29 protein-coding genes, 1 pseudogene and 1 riboswitch are annotated in these 26,858 nt (G+C 66.1%); of the genes and pseudogenes, 17 read left to right on the top strand and 13 right to left on the bottom strand.

What is annotated here, in order from left to right:
• Nucleotides 1-77: 77 nt before the first annotated feature.
• Together sepH and ASH04_RS13335 are read left to right on the top strand one after the other, a co-directional pair.
• A complete protein-coding gene (sepH, locus tag ASH04_RS13340; RefSeq protein ID WP_057473698.1) occupies nt 78-977 on the top strand; it encodes a septation protein SepH in 900 nt (299 codons plus the stop codon).
• Nucleotides 978-1,040: 63 nt separating this feature from the next.
• Nucleotides 1,041-1,808, top strand: a complete 768-nt coding sequence (locus tag ASH04_RS13335; RefSeq protein WP_156394537.1) for a DUF6928 family protein — start codon at nt 1,041-1,043, stop codon at nt 1,806-1,808.
• Nucleotides 1,809-1,900: 92 nt separating this feature from the next.
• Here ASH04_RS13335 and ASH04_RS13330 read toward each other — a convergent pair whose 3' ends face one another.
• Both ASH04_RS13330 and ASH04_RS13325 read right to left on the bottom strand, forming a co-directional pair.
• A complete protein-coding gene (locus ASH04_RS13330) occupies nt 1,901-2,164 on the bottom strand; it encodes a DUF2537 domain-containing protein (protein ID WP_032381663.1) in 264 nt (87 codons plus the stop codon).
• Nucleotides 2,161-2,964, bottom strand: coding sequence for a TrmH family RNA methyltransferase (locus ASH04_RS13325; protein ID WP_057473696.1), 804 nt, complete (start codon nt 2,962-2,964; stop codon nt 2,161-2,163). The genes ASH04_RS13330 and ASH04_RS13325 overlap by 4 nt, the downstream gene beginning before the upstream one ends.
• Before the next feature lie 75 nt (nt 2,965-3,039).
• Between ASH04_RS13325 and ASH04_RS13320 the strand changes: the two genes are divergently transcribed.
• Entirely contained in the window at nt 3,040-4,239 is a 1,200-nt protein-coding gene (locus ASH04_RS13320) for a GNAT family N-acetyltransferase (RefSeq protein WP_057473695.1), read from the top strand.
• A 4-nt stretch (nt 4,240-4,243) separates the two neighbouring features.
• Here the strand turns inward: ASH04_RS13320 and ASH04_RS13315 are convergent, their stop codons facing one another.
• Genes ASH04_RS13315 through ASH04_RS13305 form a run of 3 tightly spaced genes read right to left on the bottom strand, consistent with a single transcriptional unit; the run spans nt 4,244 to nt 6,582 of the window.
• Nucleotides 4,244-4,891: a response regulator transcription factor gene (locus ASH04_RS13315; protein ID WP_027495913.1), complete on the bottom strand. Its 648-nt coding sequence runs from the start codon at nt 4,889-4,891 to the stop codon at nt 4,244-4,246.
• 21 nt (nt 4,892-4,912) lie between these two features.
• Nucleotides 4,913-6,031, bottom strand: coding sequence for a sensor histidine kinase (locus ASH04_RS13310; RefSeq protein ID WP_082519245.1), 1,119 nt, complete (start codon nt 6,029-6,031; stop codon nt 4,913-4,915).
• Nucleotides 6,028-6,582 (bottom strand): CcdC protein domain-containing protein, encoded by a 555-nt coding sequence (locus tag ASH04_RS13305; RefSeq protein ID WP_027495911.1) that lies wholly within the window; start codon nt 6,580-6,582, stop codon nt 6,028-6,030. The genes ASH04_RS13310 and ASH04_RS13305 overlap by 4 nt, the downstream gene beginning before the upstream one ends.
• A gap of 167 nt (nt 6,583-6,749) precedes the next feature.
• Between ASH04_RS13305 and ASH04_RS13300 the strand changes: the two genes are divergently transcribed.
• The 5 genes from ASH04_RS13300 to ASH04_RS13280 are packed head-to-tail and all read left to right on the top strand — an operon-like array spanning nt 6,750 to nt 10,470.
• Entirely contained in the window at nt 6,750-6,977 is a 228-nt protein-coding gene (locus ASH04_RS13300) for a hypothetical protein (protein ID WP_200937318.1), read from the top strand.
• Entirely contained in the window at nt 6,974-7,924 is a 951-nt protein-coding gene (locus ASH04_RS13295) for an ABC transporter ATP-binding protein (RefSeq protein WP_057473694.1), read from the top strand. The genes ASH04_RS13300 and ASH04_RS13295 overlap by 4 nt, the downstream gene beginning before the upstream one ends.
• On the top strand, nt 7,921-8,694 hold the full coding sequence (locus ASH04_RS13290) for an ABC transporter permease (RefSeq protein WP_032385741.1): 774 nt from the start codon (nt 7,921-7,923) through the stop codon (nt 8,692-8,694). The genes ASH04_RS13295 and ASH04_RS13290 overlap by 4 nt, the downstream gene beginning before the upstream one ends.
• A gap of 37 nt (nt 8,695-8,731) precedes the next feature.
• Nucleotides 8,732-9,868 (top strand): sensor histidine kinase, encoded by a 1,137-nt coding sequence (locus tag ASH04_RS13285; RefSeq protein WP_052066326.1) that lies wholly within the window; start codon nt 8,732-8,734, stop codon nt 9,866-9,868.
• The gene (locus tag ASH04_RS13280) at nt 9,865-10,470 is read left to right on the top strand and encodes a response regulator transcription factor (RefSeq protein ID WP_027495906.1); all 606 of its coding nucleotides are present in this window, start codon (nt 9,865-9,867) and stop codon (nt 10,468-10,470) included. Before ASH04_RS13285 ends, ASH04_RS13280 begins: the two co-directional genes overlap by 4 nt.
• A gap of 6 nt (nt 10,471-10,476) precedes the next feature.
• On the opposite strand, the gene ASH04_RS13275 is transcribed toward ASH04_RS13280, so the two are convergent.
• Genes ASH04_RS13275 through ASH04_RS13265 form a run of 3 tightly spaced genes read right to left on the bottom strand, consistent with a single transcriptional unit; the run spans nt 10,477 to nt 13,738 of the window.
• Nucleotides 10,477-11,748: an MFS transporter gene (locus ASH04_RS13275; RefSeq protein ID WP_032365881.1), complete on the bottom strand. Its 1,272-nt coding sequence runs from the start codon at nt 11,746-11,748 to the stop codon at nt 10,477-10,479.
• A 57-nt stretch (nt 11,749-11,805) separates the two neighbouring features.
• Entirely contained in the window at nt 11,806-12,234 is a 429-nt protein-coding gene (locus ASH04_RS13270; RefSeq protein ID WP_027495905.1) for a MarR family winged helix-turn-helix transcriptional regulator, read from the bottom strand.
• A 52-nt stretch (nt 12,235-12,286) separates the two neighbouring features.
• On the bottom strand, nt 12,287-13,738 hold the full coding sequence (locus ASH04_RS13265) for an NCS2 family permease (protein ID WP_027495904.1): 1,452 nt from the start codon (nt 13,736-13,738) through the stop codon (nt 12,287-12,289).
• A gap of 59 nt (nt 13,739-13,797) precedes the next feature.
• Here ASH04_RS13265 and ASH04_RS13260 point away from each other — a divergent pair, with 59 nt between their 5' ends.
• Both ASH04_RS13260 and ASH04_RS26940 read left to right on the top strand, forming a co-directional pair.
• The gene (locus ASH04_RS13260) at nt 13,798-14,037 is read left to right on the top strand and encodes a DUF2530 domain-containing protein (RefSeq protein ID WP_027495903.1); all 240 of its coding nucleotides are present in this window, start codon (nt 13,798-13,800) and stop codon (nt 14,035-14,037) included.
• A 141-nt stretch (nt 14,038-14,178) separates the two neighbouring features.
• On the top strand, nt 14,179-14,322 hold the full coding sequence (locus tag ASH04_RS26940) for a hypothetical protein (protein ID WP_167327272.1): 144 nt from the start codon (nt 14,179-14,181) through the stop codon (nt 14,320-14,322).
• Here ASH04_RS26940 and ASH04_RS13255 read toward each other — a convergent pair.
• The 3 genes and pseudogenes from ASH04_RS13255 to ASH04_RS13245 all read right to left on the bottom strand — a co-directional run.
• Nucleotides 14,291-14,842, bottom strand: coding sequence for a phosphatase PAP2 family protein (locus tag ASH04_RS13255; RefSeq protein WP_235580002.1), 552 nt, complete (start codon nt 14,840-14,842; stop codon nt 14,291-14,293). The two genes, ASH04_RS26940 and ASH04_RS13255, sit on opposite strands and share 32 nt — an antisense overlap.
• On the bottom strand, nt 14,832-17,558 hold the full coding sequence (locus ASH04_RS13250; RefSeq protein ID WP_057473693.1) for a sacsin N-terminal ATP-binding-like domain-containing protein: 2,727 nt from the start codon (nt 17,556-17,558) through the stop codon (nt 14,832-14,834). The genes ASH04_RS13255 and ASH04_RS13250 overlap by 11 nt, the downstream gene beginning before the upstream one ends.
• 248 nt (nt 17,559-17,806) lie before the next feature.
• Nucleotides 17,807-18,742: pseudogene (locus ASH04_RS13245) on the bottom strand (DUF3027 domain-containing protein); the annotation flags it as partial.
• A 41-nt stretch (nt 18,743-18,783) separates the two neighbouring features.
• Between ASH04_RS13245 and ASH04_RS13240 the strand changes: the two are divergent.
• The 3 genes from ASH04_RS13240 (at nt 18,784) to ASH04_RS13230 (ending at nt 21,900) form a co-directional block, all read left to right on the top strand.
• Nucleotides 18,784-19,632, top strand: a complete 849-nt coding sequence (locus ASH04_RS13240; protein WP_048319621.1) for a glutaminyl-peptide cyclotransferase — start codon at nt 18,784-18,786, stop codon at nt 19,630-19,632.
• 67 nt (nt 19,633-19,699) lie between these two features.
• Complete coding sequence (locus ASH04_RS13235; RefSeq protein WP_442971195.1) at nt 19,700-21,391, top strand: MFS transporter; 1,692 nt, start codon at nt 19,700-19,702, stop codon at nt 21,389-21,391.
• Complete coding sequence (locus tag ASH04_RS13230; RefSeq protein ID WP_032390758.1) at nt 21,388-21,900, top strand: DUF2771 domain-containing protein; 513 nt, start codon at nt 21,388-21,390, stop codon at nt 21,898-21,900. The genes ASH04_RS13235 and ASH04_RS13230 overlap by 4 nt, the downstream gene beginning before the upstream one ends.
• 3 nt (nt 21,901-21,903) lie before the next feature.
• Here the strand turns inward: ASH04_RS13230 and ASH04_RS13225 are convergent, their stop codons facing one another.
• The gene (locus ASH04_RS13225) at nt 21,904-22,320 is read right to left on the bottom strand and encodes a cold-shock protein (RefSeq protein ID WP_167327283.1); all 417 of its coding nucleotides are present in this window, start codon (nt 22,318-22,320) and stop codon (nt 21,904-21,906) included.
• A 190-nt stretch (nt 22,321-22,510) separates the two neighbouring features.
• On the opposite strand from ASH04_RS13225, the gene ASH04_RS13220 reads away from it, so the two are divergent.
• The 3 genes from ASH04_RS13220 (at nt 22,511) to ASH04_RS13210 (ending at nt 24,206) form a co-directional block, all read left to right on the top strand.
• Entirely contained in the window at nt 22,511-22,729 is a 219-nt protein-coding gene (locus ASH04_RS13220; RefSeq protein ID WP_027495896.1) for a hypothetical protein, read from the top strand.
• A gap of 3 nt (nt 22,730-22,732) precedes the next feature.
• The gene (locus tag ASH04_RS13215) at nt 22,733-23,107 is read left to right on the top strand and encodes a YccF domain-containing protein (RefSeq protein ID WP_057473692.1); all 375 of its coding nucleotides are present in this window, start codon (nt 22,733-22,735) and stop codon (nt 23,105-23,107) included.
• 270 nt (nt 23,108-23,377) lie between these two features.
• Nucleotides 23,378-23,586: riboswitch (cyclic di-AMP (ydaO/yuaA leader) on the top strand.
• An 8-nt stretch (nt 23,587-23,594) separates the two neighbouring features.
• On the top strand, nt 23,595-24,206 hold the full coding sequence (locus ASH04_RS13210; protein WP_027495894.1) for a transglycosylase family protein: 612 nt from the start codon (nt 23,595-23,597) through the stop codon (nt 24,204-24,206).
• Between the two features lie 77 nt (nt 24,207-24,283).
• Here ASH04_RS13210 and ASH04_RS13205 read toward each other — a convergent pair whose 3' ends face one another.
• Nucleotides 24,284-24,472, bottom strand: a complete 189-nt coding sequence (locus tag ASH04_RS13205; RefSeq protein ID WP_008719333.1) for a hypothetical protein — start codon at nt 24,470-24,472, stop codon at nt 24,284-24,286.
• 61 nt (nt 24,473-24,533) lie between these two features.
• Here ASH04_RS13205 and ASH04_RS13200 point away from each other — a divergent pair, with 61 nt between their 5' ends.
• Nucleotides 24,534-26,825: a helicase-associated domain-containing protein gene (locus ASH04_RS13200; protein ID WP_057473691.1), complete on the top strand. Its 2,292-nt coding sequence runs from the start codon at nt 24,534-24,536 to the stop codon at nt 26,823-26,825.
• Nucleotides 26,826-26,858: the final 33 nt, after the last annotated feature.

Below are 26,858 nucleotides of genomic sequence, written 5' to 3'. Positions count from 1 at the left end.
GGACACCCGCCGAATACGGTAGGTGAACTAGGCTCGAATTCGACGGTATCGCGAGCCGGCGCGATGAGGAGGTCAAGGTGCGAGACTTACGTGTGGTGGGTCTCGAGGCCGACGGAAAGTTCGTCGTGTGCGCAGATCCCAAAACCGGCGACAGATTCCGGCTTCCAGCCGACGACAAACTCCGCGCAGCCTCACGCGGAGACATCGCTCGACTAGGACAGATTGAGATCGAAATGGACAGCTTGCTCCGGCCGAAGGAAATCCAGGCCCGTATCCGCAGCGGCGCGACCATCGAACAGGTCGCCGCAGATTCCGGAATGGCCATCAGCCGAGTCGAGGTGTTCGCGCACCCCGTACTGCTCGAGCGTTCGCAGGCAGCGTCGATGGCCCAGGCCGGACATCCGCTGCGGCACGACGGCCCGGCTGTGCAGACCCTGCTCGACATCGTCACCCTCGCCTTCCGCGCTCGCGGACACAACCTCGACGACGCGGCGTGGGACGCCTGGCGCGACGAGGACAACAAGTGGGTCGCCCAGCTGAAGTGGCAGGCAGGTCGCACCACCAACAAAGCGCACTGGCAGTTCTTGCCCGACGGTCACGGCGGCACCATCGCACCACTCGACGACACCGCACGCGAACTGATCGACCCGGACTTCGGACGTCAACTCCGCGGCCTGGCCCCGGTACGTGCACTCACCTCCGCCGAGGATTCCGACGACGAGACCTCGCAGCAGAGTTTCGACGAGTACTACGGCACCACCGCCGACAGCGAGATCGACGCCGAGACCATCGACGTCGAGGTGGACGATGCGCCGACTCCCGAGCCCGAGCAGCCACGCGAACCGGTGGCAAGGGAGCCCAAGCCCGCACCCAAGCCTGCCGCCGGTCACACCAGCGGCAAGGACAAGCGCGGCAAGCCGGCCATGCCATCGTGGGAAGACGTCCTGCTCGGTGTGCGCAGCAGCGGTCACAACTGAGTTCTTCGTGTGACCGATGTGCCGCGCGATGTCGGAGTGTCGACACCCACACCGTAGGCTTCGATGGAAGTCACGGAGAGAGAGGTGCCGGTAGTGGGGGCCAAAGCATCAACGATCTGGTACGTGGACGCACCGGATCCCATATCGGTACTGCGAGAAGCCACCACCTCCGACTGGAACGCCGCCAGTGCGCTCGTCGGACGGCTCTACCCCCATCTCACGGCCGTCCCTCTCGAGCAGGGTCCCATCTCGACCTCGGCGGGTGTGGACGACGATCACGTGTTCATCGGGTGCTACCCCGGCGTCACCGTCGTCTGCGGATCCAACTTGTCGGTGCCCACACCGTCGACCCTTCCCGAATCCGTCACCCGCCCACTGGCCTCCGAGCACACCTACCTCGTCGCCTCGGACCCCGAGCATGCCTGGGGTGCGTTCGCCTACTGGGAGCGCGGTGAATTCCGACGCTCGTTCAGCGCCACCCCCGTCTACATCTACGAGGACGTGGGGCTACCTCTGGTGTGGGAGCGTCCGTTCTGGGCCGGTGACCACCCGCTGATCTATCCGCCCGGAGTGATGCCGGATCCGCAGTCACTGCCGTTCCACCCCCAGGAATTCGCCGAAGCCGCCAACGCCGAATGGCTCGGCTTCCGCTACACCGGTGGCCCGAAGCCCGGCGAGCTCGACCCGAATGCGCTGCCTGTCTGCGGTTTCACCATGTACGTGCCGGGCAAAGAGCCGCAGCCCCAGAACGTTCCGGTCCAGAATGCGCCCGCAGCGGACTCGGCCGAGCCCGCACCGCGACCGAAGAAGCGCTGGTTCTCCCGTAAATAATGGGTCGGGTGGGCACCGTTGCACACAACGACCGACAATCGACGGGATTCCGCCGATCGTCGCCGGTAGTGCGCACCCCTGCCCGGGCCGGCTCAGAACGCCAGAGCCGCCAGCGCCACGAAACTCAGAAGCGCACCGGCGCTCGCTCCGTACACGGCCCAACGCCATACCGGAACACCGAACCACCGCATGACCGTCGGGGCTGCACCCGCCACGACGACGAGGTTGAGGCCGATCGCGAGCAGCGGATGAACTCTGGCCAGTTCCAGGCCGAACGCCGTCAGTGCCACCGCGACGAGGATCGCCGAGATCACGGCAACCGGGACACCGGTCCAGCGAACGTCCGGATCCTTCACGTCAGACGCACCCGTTCGTAGAAGCCCATCGCCGCGGCCGTCGCGACATTGAGTGAATCGGTACCGGGCGCCATCGGAATACGAGCGCGAATGTCGGTGGCGCGCATGGCGTGTTCGGTCAGACCCGGCCCCTCGGCACCGAGCAGCAACGCGACCTTCTCCCCCGTCATCGCCGTCGCCAGAGACACCGCCTCCGGGTTCGGCGTCAGCGAGATCAGCTGAAAACCGTGCCGCCGCACCCGATCGAGGCCACGAGGCCACTCGGGCACCTTCGCGAACGGCACTCGGAGCACATGCCCCATCGACACCCGGATAGACCGTCGGTACAGAGGATCGGCGCAGGCGGCACCGAACAACACCGCGTCCACCCCGAGACCGGCCGCATTGCGGAACATCGACCCGAGATTCTCGTGATCGTTGACGCCTTCCAGAATCGCCACCGTGCTCGCGCCCGCCAGCACGTCGTCCAGATCGAGGGCCGGCGGCCTGTTCGCCGCCGCCAACACACCACGATTGAGGTGGAAGCCGACGACCTCGGCCATCACCTCGGCCGACGTCCGATAGAACGGAACGTCCGAATCGGCGAGGTCCTCGCGCAACGCGTCGAGCCGTCGATCCACACCCAGCAGGCTGATCATCGGAAAACGCGAGCTCAGCAGGCGCTGCGCGACGAGCACGCCCTCCGCGATCACCAACCCCTTGCCCTCGGGCAGATCGGGGCGCCTGTCCGAGGAGTTGAGGTCGCGGAAGTCGTCGAGCCGCGGGTCGAGGGGATCGTCGATGTCGATTACATGCACCACCTGCCCATCTTCTCACCCGGCATTTCTGGCAGTCCCTCGGCGAACCACCACCCCGGTATGGAAAAGTTGTGAGCGATGACTACCGACGAATCGATCACCATCCGTACCGCCACCGACGACGACTGGGATGCCGTCGCGCTGCTCGACGCCCATGCGTTCGGCGAGCACCAGAACGCCGAGGACCTGGCCGAGACGCAGATCCTGACGAAGTCCGAGCACGTCTACCTGGCGTGGGACGGCGAGACCCCGGTCGGTGTGGCCATGCACTTCCCGATGTCGGTGACCGTTCCCGGCGGAGCTCAGGTCGAGGCATCGGGAGTGTCCTGGGTGTCGGTCGCACCGACGCATCGCCGACGCGGCATCCTGCGATCGATGTTCACCCAGCAGCATCGCGCTCTGAACGACGCCGGCGCACCGTTGTCACTGCTGACGGCCAGCGAGGCGACGATCTACGGACGCTTCGGGTATGGGCCGGTGACCGAGGAGATCAGCGTCTCGATCGACCGTCGGTTCGCGCAGTTCCGTCAGGACGCTCCCCCGGCGACGGGTGTGCGGCTGATCGAATCGGCCGAGGCCACCGAACTGCTCCCGGACATCTACCACCGGTGGCAGCAGCAGACCGCAGGCGCGCAGCCCAAGCCGCCGATCCGCTGGGAGCGCTTCTTCGCCGATCGCGAGAACCGACGCGGCGGACTGACCGCACTGTTCTTCATCGCCCATCCCGACGGCTACGTCGCTTACCGACGCGGACGCAACCCGAGCCGGGTCGTGGTGGAGGAATTCATCGCGGTGACCGACGACGCCTACGCCGCGCTGTGGCAGATCCTCGTCGGTGTGGACCTGGTAGACACCATCGAGGTACGGCAGGCACGCGACGAGGCACTGCCGTTCCTGCTGACCAACAACCGGCTGCCGAAGGTCACCGCTCACCACGACGCTCTGTGGGCCCGGATCATGCATGTCGAGGCTGCCCTCGAGGCGCGCACCTATGCCCTCGACACATCACTGATCATCGCCGTCCGGGATCCCTTCCTCGACGCAGGCGGTACCTACTCGCTGACGGTCACCGACGGCAAAGCCACCTGCACCCGGGTGGAATCCGAACCGGACATCGAACTCGACATCGATGTGCTCGCCAGCATCTACTTCGGTACCCACCGAGCCCGGTTGTTCGCCGCGGCCAATCGCCTCACCGCCCGCAACGAGGAATCACTGCACGCACTCGACCTGACGTTCGGAACAGCGCGTCCCGCCGTCATGGGTTGGGGTTTCTGAGCGACTACCCTGCCAGCCCGTGCGTGAAGGCGAAGTGCACGGCCTGCGCTCGATCTCGCAGTCGGGCTTTGGCGAACAGATGGTTGATATGTGTCTTGACCGTTGCCTCGCTGACGAACATCTGCTGAGCGATCTCGCGGTTCGACAGGCCGGCCGCGATCGCGCGTAGGACCTCGACCTCACGCGGGGTCAAACCAGCTGGGATCTCGGGCGGACGGGAGTGCTCGACGGCTCCGAGCAGCCGAGCCTGTACCTCCGGGTTCAGTACGGACTGCCCGGCTGCCGCCGCCCGCAATGCCGCCGCTATCTCGACCCTTCCGGCGTCCTTGGTGAGATATCCGCGTGCGCCCGCACCGAGTGCATCGAGTATCGAGCGTTCGTCGGAGAAGGTCGTCAACACCACCACGGGTAGATCGGGGAAGAGCCCCTTCAGTATTCGGGTCGCCTCTATCCCGTCGGTGCCCGGCATCCGCAGGTCCATCAGCACGACATCGAGGGATTCGGTACTCATCGCGGCCTGCACTGCGGCGACCGCGCTGTCGCCGTCCGTCGCGGTCGAGACGACGGTGATGTCGTCGATCAGATCGAGCATCGTCGCCAGCGCCTCGCGCACCGACGCCTGATCGTCGGCGATCACTATCCGAATGCTCATACCCTCACCTTCGTGTTGTCTTCAGTGTGGTTGCGGCACAGCAACTGTGGCACGGACCGTCCAACCTCGCCCGTCCGGACCCGCCGCGATCGACCCGCCGACCAGTGCGGCGCGCTCGCGCATGCCGACCAAACCCATTCCGGTACTGTCGACCGGTTTCGGCGGCGACGGAGCCGGGCCGTTGGTCACAGAGAGCTCCACCTGTTCTGCCGCGAAGCGAAGCACTACGTCGACTGCCGCTCCGGGAGCATGAGTACGGGCATTGGTCAGCGCCTCCTGTGCGCACCGAACCAGGAACTGCGACTGCGGCGTATCGAGATCGACAACCTCGCCCTCGACCCGGAAGTTCCCGTCCGCGTCCACCAGAGCGGCCATCGTCGGCACCAGGGGCAGCACGTCCTGACGCAAAGTCTGCACGGCCCTGCGGGTTTCGGTGAGGCCCTCGCGAACGAGGCTCTGCGCCTTGCTCACCGCGGCTCTGGCCTCGTCGGCGCGACCGGCGTCGAGCAACGCGTCGGCGACTTCGAGCTGCATGTTGACCCCGGACAGCGAGTGGGCGAGAACGTCGTGGATGTCGCGTGCGATACGGGCCCGCTCGGCCAGGGCATGCTCGCGCAATTCGGCGTCGGTGGCGCGCCGGGCATTGCGCAGTGCGTCCAGACGACTGCGTCGTGAATACCCGATCAGTACCGGCCACCCGGCGAAAAGACCGGCGGCCCATGGCCACCCGTCGACACCGTGGTGATCGGCGATCCACAGCGCGCACGCGCACGCCACGCTGAGCGACACCGCATACGGAAACGCAATCGACGGCTTGAACCGCCACCCGGCATGTCCGGCGAACAGGAACGGAAACGCTGCTGCGACCCCGGTTCCGCCCAGGGGAAGAATCGCGGCGGAGGCGACGAGTGCGACGCCTGCCCCGGCGAGGGACAGCCGGAGACCGGTCGACCGTCGCGACACCGTCGAGGCCGCCAGTACGAGACTGTTGACGACGAGCAGCGTGAGCACGAGCGGATCGTGCAGATCCGACGTCGCGAACGCCGCCACGACGACGACGGCCGTGACATACGGCCGACTCGACAGCCGGAAGCTGTCGAGTGCGGGTAACCGTACGTCCGGCGTGGGTGCCGACGTCACCGAATCTTCGCCCGTCCTTCGCGAACCCGACTGTGCATGTCGGCCAGCGTAGGCGACAGCGTGTGGTTGCCGGACTTGTCGGCTCGCCACACGATGGTGGCCTCGGAATGCATGGCTCGGTAGAGCACCACGACCGACTCGGCGAGGAATCCGACCCCCACGGCCAACATGGTGGCCTGCCCGGCGACCGACGCTGCTGCCGGATCCACGACATTCTCCACCGGCACGAGGAGGAGGCGCACCGCGATCGCGGCCACCCACAGGCCGACCGACGCCAACGAGTAACGCATCCATGCCGCTCCGTCCCGCTCGGCGATCCGGACGGTGTAGCCGCGGACCACCCCGAACACGGCTCCGACGACACAGCCGAGGAGCAAGAACCCGATCGCAGTGGCCGAGAGCGCCGTCGAATTCAGTGACGCCAGTCCGGCGACGGCGAGGATCGCCGGAAGCACCAGCATGCGCCGAGCTTCCATGAGCTGGCCGGTCATGCGCCGCACCAGCAGGTATCCGACCAGAAGGACTACGAGAGCAATCGTTGCAATGTTCATGTCAGCAACGCTATGGAGATCGAGGTGGGGGCACATCGACCCACGGGTGGAGATCGGGTGGAGACACGCGCGCATGACGTTTGTCATGGCTGGACGGTGACGCTGTCACTTCAGGTCATGATGCGCTGCACTGTTTTCGGTGCTCGTTGCGCAGCAGGATCGTAGTCATGAAGCAACCAGACGAAGGAAATCTGTTCACCGATCTGATGGAGCTCGGGCCGGCTCCGACGATGGCGCGTGAGATCGTCGTCATCGTCATCAGTCTCGCGATCATCGCCGTGTTGTTCGCGATTGTCGGGCCGTCGCTTCCGGCGTTCGTCGCACTGGGCGTCATCGTCGCCTTCATGGGTGTCCGGTTCGTCATCGGACTGCGCCATTGGGGGACGCAATCATGACCATCATCGACGTCGACGGAATGACTCGTCGCTACGGTTCGGGCAAGAACGCGTACGAGGCCGTCCAGGCTCTCGATCTCCATGTCGCGGAGGGTGAGCTGTTCGGTCTACTGGGGACCAACGGTGCGGGCAAGACATCCACTCTCGAAGTGATTCAGGGCCTTTCGAGACCCAGCAAGGGCACGGTGCGGATCATGGGAATGGATCCGGTGGCCGATCGCCGCAAGGTCCGGCCGGCTCTGGGAATCATGCTGCAGAAGGGCGGACTGCCTCAGGATCTGTCCACCGCCGAGAGTCTTCGGATGTGGGCCGGCACCTGCAGCCATCCACTGCCGGTGGAGGAGGTGCTCGGTCGTGTGGACCTGGCCGACCGCGCCGATACGCGGGTCAAATTCCTGTCCGGCGGCGAGCAGCGCAGGCTGGACCTGGCGTGCGCGATCATCAGCCGTCCGCGCATCTTGTTCCTGGACGAGCCGACCACCGGTCTCGACCCCGAAAGTCGGCGCAACACATGGCGATTGATCCAGGAACTGAAAAACTCCGGCGTCACGATCATGTTGACGACGCACTACCTCGACGAGGCCGAATCGCTGTGCGATCGACTGGCGATCATGCACCGCGGCCAAGTCGTTCGGAGCGGCACGGTGGACGAGGTGGTCGCCGACCATCCGGCGAAGATCGAACTGAAGGCCCCGGGCACGGCACTGCCGTCGCTGCCGGGCACATCCATGGACGTCTCGGGAGAGACGGTCTCGATCCAGACGTCCTCGGTTCAGGAGACGCTGACCGATCTACTGATGTGGGCTCGCACCAACGGCGTCACCCTGCACGGCCTGGACGCCCGCGCGGCATCGCTCGAAACCGTGTTCCTCTCCATCGCAGACGAATTCGACAACTCCGATGTGAACGACCCAGCTACCGACAAGACCGAGGTGATGAGCGCATGAGTACGATGACCGCCCTGTCGCGAGCAGAATTCACACTGCTCGGACGCAACCGAGTACTGCTGTTCAATGCGGTCGTCATGCCGTTGATCTTCCCGATCGTGCTGCTGATCGTCGGCAGCCGGTCCGACAACGGATTGACCGATACCGGAGTCGGAGCCGCGCTCGAGATCTTCGCACTGTTCCTCCTGGTGTTCATGGTCTACTACAACATGCTCTCGATCTACGCCACGCGGCGAGACGAGTTGGTACTCAAGCGACTTCGCACCGGAGAGAGTTCGGACATTCAGATACTGCTCGGCCCGGCGATACCCTCGCTGATCCTCACCGTCACGCTGGGCCTGATCGTCGGGGCCGTCGTGCTGGCCTTCGGCGGCCCGGTTCCCACCAACGTCCTACTGGTTGCTGTTGCCCTCCTCGGCGGCGCGGCACTGTTCGCCGCACTGGCGTTGATCACGTCTGCCTTCACCCGTAATGCGGAAGCAGCGCAGATCACCAGTCTGCCGGTCATTCTGGTCGCGATGGCAGGGTCGTCACTGCTCCGCGGTGTTCTTCCGGATTCGCTGAGCAACGTCATCGACCTGACTCCCATGGCCGCGGTGTCGGACCTGTTGAATCTGGGCTGGTTCGGTACCACCACCCCCGGCGACGCTTCGGTCGGGTTCGCCGCCACCTTCGGCGAGGCCGCCATGCCGGTGGCGGTGATGCTGGCCTGGATTCTCGGCAGCCTGCTGATCGCCCGCACCCACTTCCGCTGGGAACCGCGGTCCTGATCGCACCTGTCGTCGTCCGTCTGCAAGGCTGGAGATCATGAAGCTGTACGAGTACCTCAATCCACTGCACGGCTGGAACGACAGCAGTGCAGTGGAGAAGGTACGCGTCTACACCCGCCAATCGTTCCTGCTGATCACCGTCGGTGTCGCCGTCGGCGCGATGCTGACGACGCTTCAGTACGACGACTATCGATCGACGGCGGCGGCAGCGGTGTGTGCCGCCGCCGCTTTCGTGGTCGTTCAGCGCACCCCGGCACTCGGCGGCGAGTCGACGGCCAACCCTCGAATCCCGTTGGCGATCATGGCCGTCGCCGCTGTGGTGCTGGTTGCCGGAGGGACGACGAGCAACGCGCTCTGGGCCGCGGTACTCGTCACCACCGCGGTCGCGACCCTGATTCGATTGCGCTGGTCTCTCGCGGCAGCCGTGGCCGCGGCCGCGATTGCCGCGGCCGTGGGAACCCCGGCGCTGGAAACGGTAATACTCGGCGTCTTCATCGCTTTCATGGCCTTCACCGTGCAACTGTCGGCGTGGCTGCTGCGCATCGTGACCGAACTCGACGCCACCCGCGACGCAGCCGCAGCTCTCTCCGTCGCCGAGGAGCGCCTGAGGTTCTCGCGCGATCTGCACGACGTCGTCGGGCGCGCACTCTCGGCCATCGCGGTCAAGAGCGAACTTGCCGCAACGCTGGCCCGTCGGGGTGACGACCGCGCCGCGACGCAGATGGACGAGGTGCGCGCGTTGGCGCAGGAATCGATGACCGACGCCCGAAAGCTGGTGCGCGGCTATCGATCGGTGGATGTCGCAGGCGAACTCGACGGTGCCCGCTCGCTCCTGTCGGCGGCCGGGATATCCACCGAGCTCACCGGCGAGACCTCGGCACTGTCCGAGCGCGCGGCCGAGGCGGCCGCCTGGGTGGTTCGTGAAGGCGTGACGAACATACTGCGTCACTCCGCGGCCACCTATTGCCGAATCGAACTGACCGACAGCAGTATTCGACTGACCAACGACCACCCCGGCGCGCCGAACGGCCGCAACGACGGCACGGGCCTGAGCGGCCTACGGGAACGCTTGGTCGCGGTCGGAGGGGAACTGCGCACGGAGCAGACACCCGAGGAATTCACCCTCATCGCAGTGTTGCCCACATCGCCCCAGAACCCGAGGACCACACCATGATTCGAGTTCTACTGGCCGACGACGAGAACCTCATTCGATCGGCGCTGGCGACCATGCTCGATCTGGAGGACGACATCGAGATCGTCGGACAGGCCGATTCGGGCGAGAAGGCCCTGACGGTTGCCGCGGCCCTGGCACCCGATGTGGCAGTGCTGGACCTGCAGATGGGCGGGATCGACGGCATCGAGACGGCGCAGAAAATTGCCGAGACACTGCCCACCTGCGCGTCGATCATCGTCACCAGCCACGGTCGGCCGGGCTACCTGAAGAAGGCGCTCGAAGCCGGCGTGCGCGGGTTCCTCCCCAAGACCACCTCGGCCGCCACCCTGGCCGAGGTGGTGCGCACCGTGCACGGCGGCGGGCGGTACGTCGACCCGACGCTCGCCGCGGAAGCCATCGGAGCCGGGGACTCACCGCTCACACCGAGGGAAGCCGATGTGCTCGAGTTCGCCGCCGACGGCGCATCGATCGCGGAGATCGCGCAGCGCGCGCATCTGTCACCCGGGACCACCCGCAACTATCTCTCTGCGGCGGCCGCGAAACTCGGGGCGGCGAACCGGCACGAGGCCTGCGCACTCGCCCGACGCCACGGGTGGATCTGAGGAGCGTCAGACCTTGGCGGCTGCGGCCACCGTGTCGAGGGTGGGCAGCCGGTGACCGTCGGCGGGCGGCACCACGGTGATCCGCAAGTTGTTGTGCCGCAGCAGATACACGGCAGCGAAGAGTCCCGTCGCCAATGAGATGACACCGCCGAACAGGAGCGGTGCGCGTGGGTCGAGGGCGTCGGCGAGCCAGCCGAGCACCGGGCTGCCCAGCGGAGTTCCGCCCAGGAAGCACAGCATGTAGATGCCCATCACGCGGCCGCGCATGTCGGACGGCACCGACATTTGCAGAATGTTCATCGCCGACGTCGTGAACGTCAGCGTCAATGCGCCGGTGGGCACCAACAGCACTGCCACGAGAACGTAATTGGGCATCAATCCCACGAGTAGCTCGAACAGACCGAACGCGATGACCGCACCGATGAAGAGCCGCAATCGAGGGGCGGTGGCGCGCCGGGCCGCCAGGGTCGCTCCCGCGAGCGTGCCGACCGCGAGGGTGGTCGACAGCAACCCGTATGCGTCGGCTCCGCTGCCGAACGTGTTGCGCGCCAGCACCGACAGACTCAGCGGAAAATTGAGACCGAACGTCGAGACCATGAACACCGTCGCCAGCAACACTCGTAGGTCTCCCCGCCCCCAGACGTAGCGAAAGCCCTCCCGTACCTGCCCTTTGGCGCGCGGTGCCGGTTCGACACGGAAGAGTTGACCGACGTTCATCGCCAAGAGGGCACCGAACACCGCGGCGAACGACACCGCGTTGATCAGGAACACCCAGCCGGTACCGACGAGGGTGATGAGCACTCCCGACACCGCAGGCCCGACGATCCGCGCCATGTTGAACGTCATCGAGTTCAACGCGATCGCGTTGGACAGAGTTTCCTTGCCCACCATCTCGATCGTGAACGATTGCCGCACCGGCGCGTCGATGGCAGACGAGCAGCCGAGGATGAAGGCGATGACATAGACGTGCCAGAGCTCGACCATGTTGCCGACATCGAGCACACCCAGCACCAGACCGCAGACTGCGGCGAACACCTGGGTGATCATGAGGAGTTTGCGCTTGTCGTACCGGTCTGCGAGTACTCCGCCCCACACCGACAGAAACAGCGTCGGCCCGAATTGCAGGGCCATGACGATGCCGACGGCAAAGCCGTTGCCGCCGGAGAGCGTCAGCACGAGCCAGTCCTGGGCCACCCGCTGCATCCACGTTCCGACCAGCGAGACGATCTGCCCCGACGCCCACAATCGGTAGTTGCGAGTCTTCAGAGCAGCGAACATCGTCGCGCCGGACGTACGTGAAACTGGAGCCACAGGTCAAATAATAAACCTAGGTAACTACTCGGAGTCGCTGACCAATGCGCTGATGATGCTCACTGCATCTCGCAGCGTCGCGAGCTGCTCGGGTCCGAGGCCTGCCAGCTGTGCGGTCATCCACGCCTCGCGAGCACTCGCCTCGTCCGCGATCAGTTCCTTGCCGGCCGCCGACAACGACACGATCACCTGACGGCCATCGGTGGGATGCGGCGTGCGCTCCACCAGACCCAGCTCGGCCAACGACGCGATCACCCGCGTCATCGACGGGGGTTGAACCCGCTCCCGAGCCGCCAACGCGCCAGGCGTCATGTCGCCCTCCCTACTCAGCGTGGCCAGAGCCGACAGCTGAGTGAGCGACACTTGCGAGTCCACTCGCCTACCTCGAAGGTGGCGAGTCAACCTCACCACCGCAAGCGACAGGTCGCTTGCCAATTCCCGATTGTCTTTCACACTGTTTCCCGACGTCACAGCGCAGAGAATACGCCCTGGTACCGACCCAGCATCAGGTAACCGCATCCGTGATGGGACCGACTGCGAAAAACGCTACGAACAGCAACGCGACGACCCATAACAAGGGATGTACCGTCTTCGCTCGGCCCGAACCGACGGCGAGCACGACCCAGGTGATGAAACCGACGCCGATACCGTTCGCGATGGAGTAAGTGAACGGCATCACCAGGATGGTGAGGAAGGCCGGCAGCGCGTAATCGAAGCGCTTGAAGTCGATGTGGAGAACCTGACCGATCATCAGGGCACCCACCACCACCAGCGCCGGAGCAGCCGCCTCGATGGGCACGACAGCCGTGAGCGGGGTGAAGAACATCGCCAGCAGGAACAGCAGGCCGGTGACGACGTTGGCCAGTCCGGTGCGTGCGCCTTCCGCGATTCCCGAGGCCGACTCGACGAACACCGTGTTCGACGATGCGGACGCGCCGCCGCCCGCAATGGCTCCGGCACCTTCGACGACCAACGCCTTGCCGATGTTGGGCAGCGTGCCGTCCTTGTCGAGATTCGCTTCTTTACCCAGACCCGTCATCGTTCCCATCGCGTCGAAGAAGTTCGCGAGGACGAGCGTGAACACCAACAGACTCGCGGCCAGCACACCGATGCGGGTGAACGCACCGAACAGGTCGACGTTGCCCACCAGCGACAGGTCCGGTGACTGTACGAGAACGCTGGGCAGCTGCGGCACGGACAGGTTCCAGCCCTTAGGGTCGACGCCGTTCGACGGCCCCACGTCGGTGACCGCCTCGATGATGGCCGCCAACACCGTCGTGACCACGATGCCGATCAGCAGACCGCCGCGGACCTTGCGCACCACGAGCACACCCATCAGCAACAACCCGAACACGAAGATCACCGTCGGCCACGACGCGATGGACCCGTCGATGCCGAGGCCGACGGGAACCGTCGTGCCTGCGGCGTCGGGGATGCGGCGTACGAAGCCGGAATCGACCAGGCCGATGAACGCGATGAAGGCACCGATGCCTGCGGCGATCGCGGCCTTCAGTTCGGGCGGAATCGCGTTGAACACCGCCGTCCGGAAGCCGGTGACGGCCAACAGAACGATGATGATGCCGTCGATGACGACCAGGCCCATGGCCTCGGGCCAACTGACCTGAGGAGCGATGGTGACGGCCAGGAGAGTGTTGATGCCGAGGCCGGCCGCGATACCGAAGGGGTAGTTCGCGATGATGCCGAACGCGATGCTCATGAACCCGGCGACCAGTGCCGTCACGGCGGCAACCTGGGCGACGGGCAGGATGTTGCCGAGCACGTCGGTCTTGGCAGCTGCGTCGTCGGCGGAGAAGCTACCGAGGATCAGCGGGTTGAGCACGACGATGTAGGCCATCGCCACGAAAGTGACGACACCGCCGCGAACCTCGGAACCCACAGTCGAGCCGCGCTCGGTGATCTTGAAGTAGTTGTCGAGTAATCGCGACGACATAGGCATGAGTGAAAGATAAAGCACACCGCGAGGGTTGGCGAAATATGGTGGCGTAGCGTGAATTCGTGGCCGACGTCCCGCAGATCCCGCCCCGCCTCACCGATCCGGTGCCGGTGTTGACGATCGGCATCCTCGGTTGGATCGTTGCGCTGGTCGTGTTCACCGCCACCGGCGACCGCAGCGACGACGCGGTGGCGACGTGTTGGTCCGGCATCGCGGTCGGCGCTGTCGGGTTCGCTCTGTTCCTGGCGCAGAGAGCCGCGTCACGACGCGGCAGCAGAACCGCCCAACGCGGCCTCGATTGAGATCAGGATCACGTTAGCCCGATCACGAAAACCCTTCTGACGTGGGCAAACTAACCCCTCAGCCGGTTGAGTAACACAGAGTTAACGTGGAGCATAGGTTATGTCAGTTTCGATAACCTTTGATCCACGAAAGCACAGGCCATGAAGTTCGTCGCTCAGTACCGCAACCGCCGCAACCACGTCCGCTCGCTCCGCGCCCTTTACGCACGCGCCAACGCTGTCTCCAGCCCGGCCATGCGTGACGAGCTCCTCGTCATCGCGCAGCGCTCGGATTTCTCGCGCTGATCGCTTTTTCGGCGTAGATCCAACCCAGCCCCCACAGGGCACCGAACACCCAGCCGGCCAGCACGTCCGTCGTCCAGTGCGCACCCAGATAGATCCGAGAGAATCCGATCAGCAGGGCCGCGACCACGGGCAACGCCAGTAGCACCGGCCGATGCAGCCACGGAGTGGACGATCGCAGCATCACCGCGATCGCCACCGTGGCAAGCAACATCGACATCGTCGCGTGGCCGGACGGAAACGAATGGCTCGAAATCTCCACCAGGCGTTCAGGAATCGGTGGACGCTCCCGCGCGAACGCGAACTTCAGCGCATTCATCAGCCCCCACCCGGTGAGCATCGAACCCGCGACCATCCACGCGTCGACAGTCCTCTTGGACGTCAGCAACGCGCCCCACGCCCCCGAGGACAACACGAACATCATGAAGGTGTTCCCCACCGTGGTGATGATCCAGAACATCGTCGTGACCCAGCCGACTCGATGCTCGACCATCCACTCCAACACGGCATGGTCAGGCCCCACGAGGTCGCTCCCAACTCTCCACACAATGCACTGTTCCGTCCGGTGTCACCCACCACGGCACAGCGCGGTCACCGCTGACAGCTCCCGACAACCGCACCACCAGTTCGCGGTGCACCACCACCGAACCTGTCGGCAGCGGTAGCCCGAGCACCGCACAGGCCAGCACGGCCCCGGGCTCTCGATCCCACGAACTGACGCGTCCGACTCCGCGAACCTCGCCGGTGATGGCCTCCGACGCCCGCCTGATGTCGAGGACGTCGGCCAGCGCGGCTGCCGTGGTCATGTCCGAGAGCACCGCCACCTCCGGTGGCACGACCGGTGCCAGCCACGGCGCATCGACGACCAACCCGTCCGACGCATCGGCCACGGTGCCGCCGAGAGTGCGCACGCGATCCGGTGGATCGAGATCCGCCACGTCGATGCGTCGATCCAGGACGGCACTGGCGATCAGCGTGTGCGTGCGCGCGATCACCGCCGCCGTCGGATGTCGCTGCGGGTCCTCGAGTGCACGCAACAACACCCGCGCGCTCTCGACGCTCTCACACGTCGACGCGGCGAGCACCGCGTGCAGTTCGTCGGCGCGCGGATGATCCAACGGATCGAGCAGACCGGCGAACGTCTCGTCCGACGGCGCCCGGAACGTGATGGGCGAGCGGTTGTCGATCAGCGCATGACGTCGCAGCCACCATGCCGTGTAGCCGTCCCGGTCGGTCAAGGCTGCACGGGTACTCGGTTCGTCGAGCAGAATCGTCAGAGCTTCGGCCCAGGCATCCGACCGGACCAGGTCGAGATCACGAACCGCAACAAGGGTTTCCGGCTCCGTGGCCAGACTCGACCACCAGGCGGGCTCGTCGTCCAGGTCGTGATCCGGCCCCGTCGGACACTCGTCGCGCACCACCGAGAACCCCCAGCCGACGCCCACCGCGCGCAGGGTCCGCTTCCCGAACCTGGCCACCGAGGCCGCCGACAGAACACCGAACGGCGAATCCCGAACCAACAGCCTCGCCAACGGTGCACCGGGCAGCAACAGTTCGTCCGCACTGCGCAATTCGCCCTCGTCGTCTTCGAGTGGAAGACTCCCGAGCCACCCCGGAAGCTCTCCCTCCTCCCCCGCCAGCGCCAGCACTGCCGACACCAGGCCATCCACCTCGTCGCCGTCCCAATCGAGATCGTCGAGGGCCGCTTCGAGGGCGGGATCCGACAACAGCTCGGCCGCAGTGGACTCCCGCGCACCCAGCCGAATCAACAACGGACTCACCGCATCCGGATGCACCAGGCGTACCCACGTGACCTCGGCCGACGCGTCCGACCCGACGACGGTAGTCCGTGGACCGGTGACCGTACGACCGTCGGCAAGCGGAACCGGCAGCGCAGCAAGCTCTTCCGCTGCGACCCCGTCCACGACGAGCGGTGTCAAGGCGTCGTAGAGTCGCCGCCACCAGGCCGGCTCACGGGCCTGCCCGCCGAGCATCTCGGCCAACCGCGCCAACCCGATGCGGTGCACACCCACCGCCGACAACGCCGACGCGTGCCGCGCGCCCGACAGAGCGGCGTCCACCAGATTCGGGACCACATCGAGCAACACCGCGGCGAGTTCCTCGGTGGCATCGGCCAGAACATGCGCACGTTCTGGTACGAGATCGGGTCCATCCGCAGCGGGAAGCCATGGTGCGGTGGACAATCGGCGAAAGATCAGCTCACGTAGCTCACCGTCGATAGCACTGCGCGCGAAGCCGACCTCGGGTACGAACGACACTCGCGCTGACGCAGGCAACGACGCCACGAAATCGGGATAACCGTGGGCCACCTCGGCGACAGAGACGCCGGGCAACACCCGTCGACGATCCGGCTGCATGGGTACATCGGCAACGACCAACGCGGGCAACGACAACAGCTCGTCCGACCGCGTCGGGGCCCGCAACACATCCGGCGCTGCGGGAACGGGTAGACCGTCGACCATCGGAACGATCCACCGCGCAGCCGAGGTGGTGTACTGCAGCCTCGTTCGCGAACCGATAGCGATCTCGACGCGTGCATCGTCGAGTTCCGTTCTCACACAGTCGACGACGACACCGTCGATCTCGATGGAATCCAACGCTTGGAGCTCGAGCAACAAGTCGACGGCCTCGTCGAGGAACCCCCCGGCAAGGGATTCCGACTTCACATCGGGTCGCGGCGTCAACACGATCTCGGTATCGAACCCGGCAGCGGGCGGCGTGGAAGTAGGCCACGCCAACCGGAGCACCGGCACACCCGACTCCGGCACAGTCATGTCCCGCTCGCGCAACGCGCTCAGAGTGCGCTCGGCGCTGAACGTCACCCCGCCACCGTGCGAGCGGACCTCGATCTCGTCGGACACCGATCGCACCGCGGTGAACCCGACCCCGAACTGCCCGACACCCGGATCGGCCGCAGCCTTCGCCGACGCCCGCAGCGCGGTGAGAGCATGCACACCCGACACATCCAGCGCGGCACCGGTGTTGGCGACATGCAGTGCACCCGCCTCGTCGGTCCACACCGAGAGCCGACCCGGGACGCCGGCTCGCTGGGCAGCATCAGCCGCGTTCTGCGCCAACTCGGTCAACAAACGATCGCGGTATCCCCCGCGCACCAGATCTGCCTCGGATGCCGAATCTTCCCGCAGCCGCGTGGGCGAGGAACCCCAGGACGCGAGAATCGACTCGCGAAGCGACCCGGTACCGAAAGGATCGATCAGCTCGGCGATGCCGAATCCTCTTGCTGCACACCATCGTCGACACTGGAATCGGCGACGAGATCGACATCGGAACCGACATGGGGCGTATCGGCATCGACGGCGGGAGACGCGTCATCAGTCGACGAGGCGTCGCCAGTGGAAGGGGCTGCATCAAGGGAAGGGACTGCGTCAGGGGAAGGGACTGCGTCAGGGGAAGGCGCTGCGTCAGCGGCATCGTGCCCGGTCTCGACCACCTCTGGCTCTGCCGGTGCGGAGTCTGCCGACTCGGGTGCTGCAGATTCGGGTGCTGACGCGTCGGGCTGGGGTACCTCGGACTCCCCCACCGCTACCGTCTCGGCAGACGAGACGGTCGCCTCCGAATCATTTTCTGCAACAGCATCGTTCGTCGTTGTGACGTTCGACTGTGCGGCACCGGTCGGCGACGGGGTGACGTCGAGTGCTGCGTCGTCGTACGGCTCGAACTGCGGCGAGCCCGCTCCGGTGGGCAGCTCGGTATCGGAGTGCGCGCCGCAACCGTATTCGACGTGCACCACATGACCGTCGGCGGCGAACTCGTTGCCACACACTCCGAACGCTGCGGAGAGCGATCCCGCGAGGGGTAGGTAGAAACCGCAGAGTCCGCACGTGGACGGCGCGGCCTTGGCCATCTCGCTGTCCGGGCCGAAGTCGCCGTCGTGCCATCGTTCGGCGGCATCGAGCCGTCCCTCGAGGCTGGTGACCTGAGTGCGGCCGAGCCCGATCTCGCCGGCCACCTCGTCGATGGCGGGGTCACCGGACGCGACGTATCCCGGCACCAGTCGCGGGTCGTCACGACGTGGAGAGAGCAGATCGCCCGGCCCGAGATCACCGGGTCGGATGCGCTCGTCCCAGGGCACCCAGGACGGTGCCACGAGAGCATCGGGACCGGGTAGCAGTACGAGTTCGCTGACGGTGGCGTGATCGGCGTCGTCGGGAGCAGCGACGACAACGGCCCACTGCCATCCGCGATAGCCGTCCAGATCGCTGGCGAAGCGGTGGGTGGCAGCACTGTCGTCCTCCACGGTCACGCCGAGGTACTCGCCGACACCGCCCTCTCCCAGCTCGAGCAGAGCCTGCCGCGCGAGGTCCACGGCATCGGCCAGGACGGGGCGGATGGATCCGAGCTCTGGAGAAGATACGACACTCACACATTCAGTTTGCCGCATCAACTCGGTGACGCCCAGTTCGGGCTGCCATCATGGATGCAATGACCGTCCGCGCTCGCACCTTCGCTGCACTCGTGACGTCCCTGTTGACCGTCACCGCCTGCTCGTCGACGTCGGGTCCAGGCGACTCGGCCCCCATCACGTCGGACTCGGTACCCACGCTGGGTGCCGAGGTTCTGCGTTCCTACGATCGCGCCGACGACGCCTTCACTCAGGGGTTCGAGATCGACGGTGATGTGCTCTACGAGGGCACCGGCCTGGAGGGCTCCTCCTTCGTCCGCCGCACGTCGCTCGAGAACATGACCGAGCTGGAGCGGGTCGATCTGCCGTCCGACCTGTTCGGCGAGGGCATCACCGTCGACGGCGACACCCTGTGGCAGATCACCTGGCAAGACGGAGTCGCCATTGCCCGCGACCGAGACACCCTGGCCGAACAGCGCCGAGTGGACTACGACGGCGAAGGATGGGGGCTGTGCACGCAGGGTGAAGGAACCCCGGACGACCGACTGGTCATGAGCGACGGCACGTCCACCCTGACCTTCCGTGACCCCACATCCTTCGACGCCGTGAACACCGTCGACGTCACACTCGACGGCAATCCGGTGGAACGGCTCAACGAACTCGAATGTGCCGAGGACGGCTCGATCTACGCCAACGTCTGGCAGACCTTCGACATCATGCGCATCGACCCCACCACCGGCCGCGTCACCGCCGTCGTCGACGGCAAGCCGATGTGGGATTCGATGTCGGCCACCGAGCGAAACGGAGCCGACGTCTTCAACGGCATCGCCCAGATCCCCGGGACCGACAGATTCCTCGTGACCGGCAAATTCTGGCCCAAGATCTTCGAGGTGCGATTCACCGATCCCGCGGCCGTAGGACAGAATTGATCACGTGACCGATCCGCGACTCCCCCACCCCACGCCAGGTGCGGAAAACTCGGGCGCTGGCACCGAAATAGGTCACTCCGCAGGCTCCGCTCCTGGCAACGAAACCGGTCACTCCACTGCTGACGAACAGAGCTCGGAGCATCCCGGTTTCGTCAACTATCCACCGGCCGACCCCCATGCTGTCCAATCCAGCGCCGGCGGCCACGTTCCGAGCCGCCGCCAACCGTTGCCGCCGCTGCACCCGGCGCGCACACAGCAGATCACTGCGGCGCGCGGCCGAACCGGCGGGCGTAAGCCACCACCGATGCCCAAGAAGCTCACCGTCACCCGCGTCGCGGCGATGCGTGGGCGTGAGCTGACCGGCAAAGGAATCGCGTCGTTCCAGCGGGCTGCGAAAGCCGATGGGGCGGACAAGTCCGGGCTGACCGCGCTGACCTACGCGACGATGGCGAACTTCGCATCGGACGCTGCCCTGGCGATCGCACTGGCCAACACGCTGTTCTTCTCCGCGGCGACCGGTGAGGACAAGACGAAGGTTGCGCTGTACCTGGTGATCACCATCGCTCCGTTCGCGCTGATCGCGCCGCTGATCGGTCCGTTGCTCGACCGGTTGCAGCACGGCCGACGCATCGCGCTGGCCACCTCGTTCGGCCTGCGTACCGTGCTGGCGGTGGTGTTGGTGTTCAACTTCGACAGTTGGGTGCTCTATCCAGCGGCGCTGGGCATGCTCGTCCTGAGCAAATCGTTTGCGGTACTCAAGAGTGCGGTGACGCCGCGGGTACTGCCACCGGAGATCGACCTCGTCCGCGTCAACTCGAGGCTCACCGTCTTCGGACTGCTCGGGGGCACCATCGCCGCAGGCGCTGTCGCCGGCGGTATCGCCTTCGTCGCCGATTCGCCCGGCGCACTGTGGTTCGTCGCCGCGATCACCGTGCTCGGCGCATACCTGAGCATGCGCATCCCGTCCTGGGTGGAAGTGACCGAGGGCGAAGTTCCGGCCACCCTCGGCTACCACGCCGACCAGCATCACGGCAGCGATTACCCCGGCAGCGGTGCCCCGACCGAGAATCTGAGGCGCACCCCGCCGCCTGCCACCGCCGCCAAGAACCGCAGGCAGCCACTGGGCCGTGCGGTGATCGTCGGACTCTGGGGCAACGGCACGATCAGAATTCTCACCGGCTTCCTCACGCTGTACATCGCGTTCGTCGCAAAATCCCGCACCGAACACGAGCCGCTGCAGCAGGCCGCGATGCTCGGACTGGTCGGAGCCGCCGCCGGTCTCGGCAACTTCGCCGGCAACGCACTCGGTGCCAGGATCAAGCTCGGCCGACCATCGGTGGTCGTCCTGCGGTGCACGGTCGCGGTAACGGTCGTCGCCGTCGTCGCAGCCGTCACGGACAGTTTGCTCACTGCCGCCGTGGCCGCCCTGGTCGCGTCGAGCGCGAGCGCACTGGCCAAGGTCTCGCTCGACGCGTCTCTGCAGTCCGACCTGCCTCCGGAGTCCATTGCATCCGGATTCGGCCGCTCGGAAACCGTCATGCAGCTGTGCTGGGTTCTCGGCGGAACGCTCGGGGTGTTGCTTCCCACCGAGTACTGGCTCGGTTTCACGGTCGTGTCGGTGTTGCTTACGATCGGCCTCGTGCAGACCTTCCTGACGTACCGCGGTCGATCATTGCTACCCGGGTTCGGTGGCAACCGGCCCGACCATGTCGAACAAGAAGTATCCGACAGCTCCTACGGCGAAAACGTGACCAAGTGAACCTGGCTCCCCGCACCAAGAAGATCGCGTCGCTGATCGCCGCCGGCCTGTTCGTCATCGCCGTCGCGTTCGTCGGGGTACTCGCCGTCCTGATCGGCAACGCTCCCGACAAGGAACCGGTCGTCACCGCGTACTCCAACGGTCGAGCCGTACAAGTCGAGCCGTACCTGTACTGCGCCGTGAGCGACCCGCTGTGCACCAACGTCGGCGAGACCGCCGAGATACAGGTGGGATCTGCCCCGACGGTGCAGTTGTCGATGCCCGAGGCCGTCTACTCCGCGCCGTGGGAACTGGCACTGGTCTACGGCGACGACAGCGGGGCGGTCGTCGAGAGCAGCCAGTTCAACCAGCCCGGAACCCGGCTGAGCGTCACCGTCCCGACGACGGACGACGGCGGCCGAACGTTGCTCGGCATCGAGGTTCGGCTACCCACGGGAATCATCGACACCGACACCAATACCGAGAGCTTCGTCAGCCACGCGATCTGGTCCATCGGCGCGCGTCCGTAACGATCAGCTGTCGAGCTCGCGAGCGACGGCGCGGACCACCTCGGAGATGCGCTGAGCGATCTTGCGGTCCGGGTACTTGCCCTTGCGGAGTTCCGGCTGCACCGTCGCTTCGAGCAGCGTGATCATGTCCTCGACCATGCCGTGCAGTTCGTCGGGTGTGTGCTTGCGCTCGACGGGCTCGCGGCGGGTGCTGCCGCTGTTCTGGCGAATCGACGGGGCAGGCTCGAGAACCTTCAGGCTCAGTGCCTGCGGGCCACGACGACCCGCGGCCATGCCGAATTCGACGCGCTGGCCGGCTTTGAGGCCGTCGACGCCTTCGGGCAGCGCTGACGAACGCACGTACACGTCCTCGCCTTCCTCCTGCGAGAGGAATCCGAATCCCTTGTCGACGTCGTACCACTTCACCTTGCCGGTCGGCACTGAGCTCACCCGTTCATCTGTTGCTGTCGTTGGTTTCGTATCCGCACGCCCGATGTCGGGACCCTGCGGTGTGCACAAGTTTCGCGCCCCACGAAAACGCAGGACGCGAATACGCCAGTCTAGCGCGCAGGCCCCGAATAGGGCATTCCGGTTTTTCGCACGACGCAACGCCGCGCACTACCGTGGTGGTGTGGACTCATCAACTCGCAAGCGAAGTACTGCACTGCTGCGCATCGCGCTGGTGCTGTTCGCGATCGGCCTCGTTGCCATCGTCGCGATCTTGTTCTTCCCGGTCTTCTCCGACGCCAAGCCGCCACTGGGCCTGTACCTGACGGCGATGTTCTCGGCACCCGCCGGATTCGTGCTCGCTCTGGTGTACGCGCTGCTCTCCGGCCGACGGGCGCGATAGATCATGCGACTGCTCCTGAACGTCATCTGGCTCGTGTTCGGTGGACTGTGGCTCGCACTCGGCTACTTCGTCGCGGGACTCCTGCTGTGCATCCTGATCGTGACCATTCCGTTCGGGATCGCGTCGTTCCGCATCGGCGTCTACGCCCTGTGGCCGTTCGGGTCGACGATCGTCGACAAGCCCGGCGCGGGTTCGGGTGCCCTCGTGGGCAACGTGCTGTGGCTCGTCCTCGCCGGGTGGTGGCTGGCGCTGACACACGTCGTCACGGCGATCGCGATGGCCATCACGATCATCGGTATTCCGCTCGCGATCGCGAACCTCAAGTTGATTCCGGTCTCGCTGATGCCGCTGGGAAAAGACATCGTTGCGGTTCGGTGACCTTTCGAGGCCCCCTCGCGTGATGTGACTTCCGTCACATCACGCTTCGGTAACAGACCGGCAACAGCACGGGGTCGATCACCGAGAACAGCCACTAGCTGGGCCTATTCCAGCGACCGGAATCAGACCGTCGGGACGGTCGCTGACACACGAAAAAATCGACAGTTACCAAATAGTGACGTAACCCGGGAATTTCAGTACGGTCAGCAGCGGCCGGAAAGTTCGGCCGAATTCCGGCCCGCAGCGCCAAACCTCGTCCCGCGGGAACCGGAACAACCCTCGACGATCACCCAGGGGACGAGGACGGGGGACCCACGTCCTCCACGGACAACCGGGAACTTGTAGCGACTCACGAAGCCGCACCGAGTTCCCTTGGGGTGAAGCCCAATTGCTCATCCGATATGGAAGAGCAAGAAGGCCGGGCTACCTCTCAGCCCGAACCCGACAGCTGACCTCGCAGGCGCGTGTGGAGAGGATTTCAACTCGTATGAGCGGACGTCATCGCAAGCCGAGCACCACTGGCAAGACCGTCGCAAAGGTCGCCGTCACCGGTGCCATCATGGGCACCGCGGGCATCGCCTTCACCGGTACCGCCAACGCGGCACCGGATTCCGACTGGGATCGCCTTGCACAGTGTGAAGCAGGCGGCAACTGGGGCATCAACACCGGCAACGGCTTCCAGGGCGGATTGCAGTTCTCCCCCAGCACCTGGAACGCACACGGTGGACAGCAGTACGCGGCAACGGCCAACCAGGCCAGCCGTGAAGAGCAGATCGCAGTCGCCGAGAAGGTCCTCGACTCGCAGGGCTGGGGCGCATGGCCCTCCTGCTCCTCGAGCCTCGGCCTGAGCAGCGCACCCACCGAGCGCAGCGTTCCGGCCACCCCCAAGGCACCAGAAGTTCCCGCCCTCCCCGACCTGACGTCGATCCCGTCGATCGATGCTTCGGCCGAGGTCGTCAACGGCATCGTCACCGCCGTCCAGAACATCACCAACGATCCCCAGATCGCGTCGTTCGTCCAGAACGCCGCTCAGGGCATCCAGCTCGATCCGCAGGTCGTCAGCTTCTACCAGGCGAACAAGGCGTTCCTGCCCCAGTAGCAAGAACCGCCGCTCTACGAGAAAAGCCCCCGACATCGCGAAGATGTCGGGGGCTTTCTCGTGTTCGGGCGCCGTTGTCAGCGATTGACGACGGTCACCGGATGGGCGTAGGGCAGGTCTTCGACGGGCAGCGGGAACTCGGTGTCCTCACCGAAGGGTGACAAGCCACCCGATCGAGCGGACGAGAGTTCGGTCACCGCGTGGTCACCGCGAGCGGTTTCCGGCCAGCCTGGATCGACATAGGGCTTCTTCGACTTGTTCACCATGGGCCCATTTTGACACCTGCCCTGCGGCGAGCACCAGCCCAGGTCTCTAATCTGATAGACGATGACCGACACGACTGCGCCCCGACACACCGACATGCCTCCCGATCTGCCTCAGTGGATCGCAGCTCGCACAGACGCGGAGCTGATCAAGGCCATGTCGTTGCGTCCGGATCTGACTGCGCCGCCGCCCGCCTCGCTGGCAGTGCTGGCCGGCCGGGCAGAGCAACGCCGGTCGATCCTGCACACTGCGGACACCCTCGACACCCTGGCCCTGACCGTGCTCGAGATCCTGGCCATCGAAGAGGCCTACGAGCGTCCGGTCACCAGGGCCACGCTGCTGTCCGTCATCGCCAAGCGCGCCCCGGCCAAAGCCGTGGACAAAGCGCTGTCCCAACTGCGCGAACGCTTTCTCGTCTGGGGCGACGCCGCCGGGTTCCGGATCAGCGCAACCGCTGCGGACGCCGTGCCGTGGCGCATCGGCCGCGCACTCGACCCGGTGGACACCCTCACCGAAACCCACATCACCACAGCGCTGGCCGCACTCGAAGACGGCGAACGCAATCTTCTCGACACCCTGACCAGATCGTCGCCCACCGGCCGTACCCGAGACGCCGCGCCGGGCACCCCACCCGATCGGCCCGTGCAGAAACTGCTCGCCGCAGGCCTGCTGATCTGGTTGGACGAGCAAACCGTCGAACTCCCCGTCCAGGTCGGACAGATATTGCGCGGCGAGCCCATGACGGATCCCCGCTCACTCGCCGAGCCGAAGCTGACGACCACTGCCCATGCGCTCGCCGACGTCGACGCTGCCGCGGCGGGCGAGGCACTCGAGCTCGGGCGGCACTGTGTGGCCATCATCGAGGCGCTGTCCGCGTCACCGGCTCCCGCCCTCAAGGCCGGCGGGCTCGGAGTGCGCGAGCTGCGCAAGATCACCAAGGCCACCGGACTCGACGACGACCGCGTGAGCATCCTCGTCGAACTGCTCGCCGCCGCCCATCTGATCTCCAGCGGAACCCCGGACCCTGTCCCCTCTGCCGACACCGGCGACGACTACTGGGCACCGACGCCCGCCGTCGACGCGTGGCTCGCCGCCGCCCCGGCCGCCCGGTGGCACACCCTCGCCTCCGCCTGGCTCGAGACGCCGCGAGCCCCGTGGGTGATCGGCATGCGTGACCCCAACGACAAGCCCATCGCTGCGTTGTCGGACGAAGTCCGCTCGCCTGCCGCGCCCCGCGACCGTCGCATGATCCTGGAGCTGCTGGCCGAGCTCGGCAGTGGACACGCCGCGACGCCCACCGACCTCACCCGCACACTGACGTGGCGTCGACCCCGGTGGTCCGGACGGTTCGGCGTGACACCCGTCGGGCACGTGATCGCCGAGGCGACCGCGTTGGGAGTGGTCGCGCGCGGCGCGATGTCGACGCCCGGACGCTCGCTGCTGCACGACGGTAATGCCGAGGCCGACATGCGCGCGGCACTCCCCGAGCCGATCGACTACGTGTTGGTGCAGGCCGATCTGACGCTGGTGGCACCGGGACCACTCGAACCGGATCTGCAGGATCGGATCGCGCTCGTCGCCGACGTCGAGTCGGCGGGTGCCGCGACGATGTATCGCATCAGCGACACGAGCCTGCGCCGGGCCCTCGACGTGGGCCTGACGGCCTCGGAGTTGCATTCGTTGTTCGCGACCCATTCCCGCACTCCGGTTCCGCAGGCCCTGACGTATCTGATCGACGACGTGGCCAGGCGTCACGGCCGACTACGCGCCGGTGTGGCCGCGTCGTTCGTCCGGTGCGAGGATCCGGCGTTGCTCGCCGAGGTGATGGCCTCTCCGGCCGCCGAGTCGCTCGCCCTGCGCGCCCTCGCCCCGACCGTCGCCATCTCCCAGGCACCGCTGGCCGAGGTGCTGTCGGTACTCGCCGGAGCCGGATTCGCGCCCGCGGGTGAAGACTCGTCCGGCACCATCGTCGATCTTCGAGCCCGCGGCTCCCGGGTATCGGCGCGGCGGCCGCGTCAGACCTTCCGTACCCCGGCCGTTCCCACCGACGAGCAGCTCGGGTCGTTGGTACGTGGCATGCGAGCCGCCGACCGCGCTGCGGGCAACGGCGGTGCGGTGGTGCGCGCCGACGGATCTCGCGCGAGCAGCACCGCGACGATGACGCTGCTGCAGACAGCAGCGAAGGTCAAGCGCAGCGTCAGCATCGGGTACGTCGACGCGCAGGGCGTCGCGACCCACCGCATCGTCGATCCGATCAGCATCGGCGGCGGTCAACTCGACGCATTCGACCCCGCCACCGGGGGCGTGCGGCGGTTCACTCTGCACCGCATCACCTCCGTCGCCTTGGTGGACTGAGTCACTGCTCACGTGCACGCGGGCCCCTACCTG

Origin of the sequence: Rhodococcus sp. Leaf233, from assembly GCF_001426165.1 — a bacterium.
GTDB lineage: Bacteria > Actinomycetota > Actinomycetes > Mycobacteriales > Mycobacteriaceae > Rhodococcoides > Rhodococcoides fascians.
This window is presented reverse-complemented; position numbering and strand designations above follow the sequence as displayed.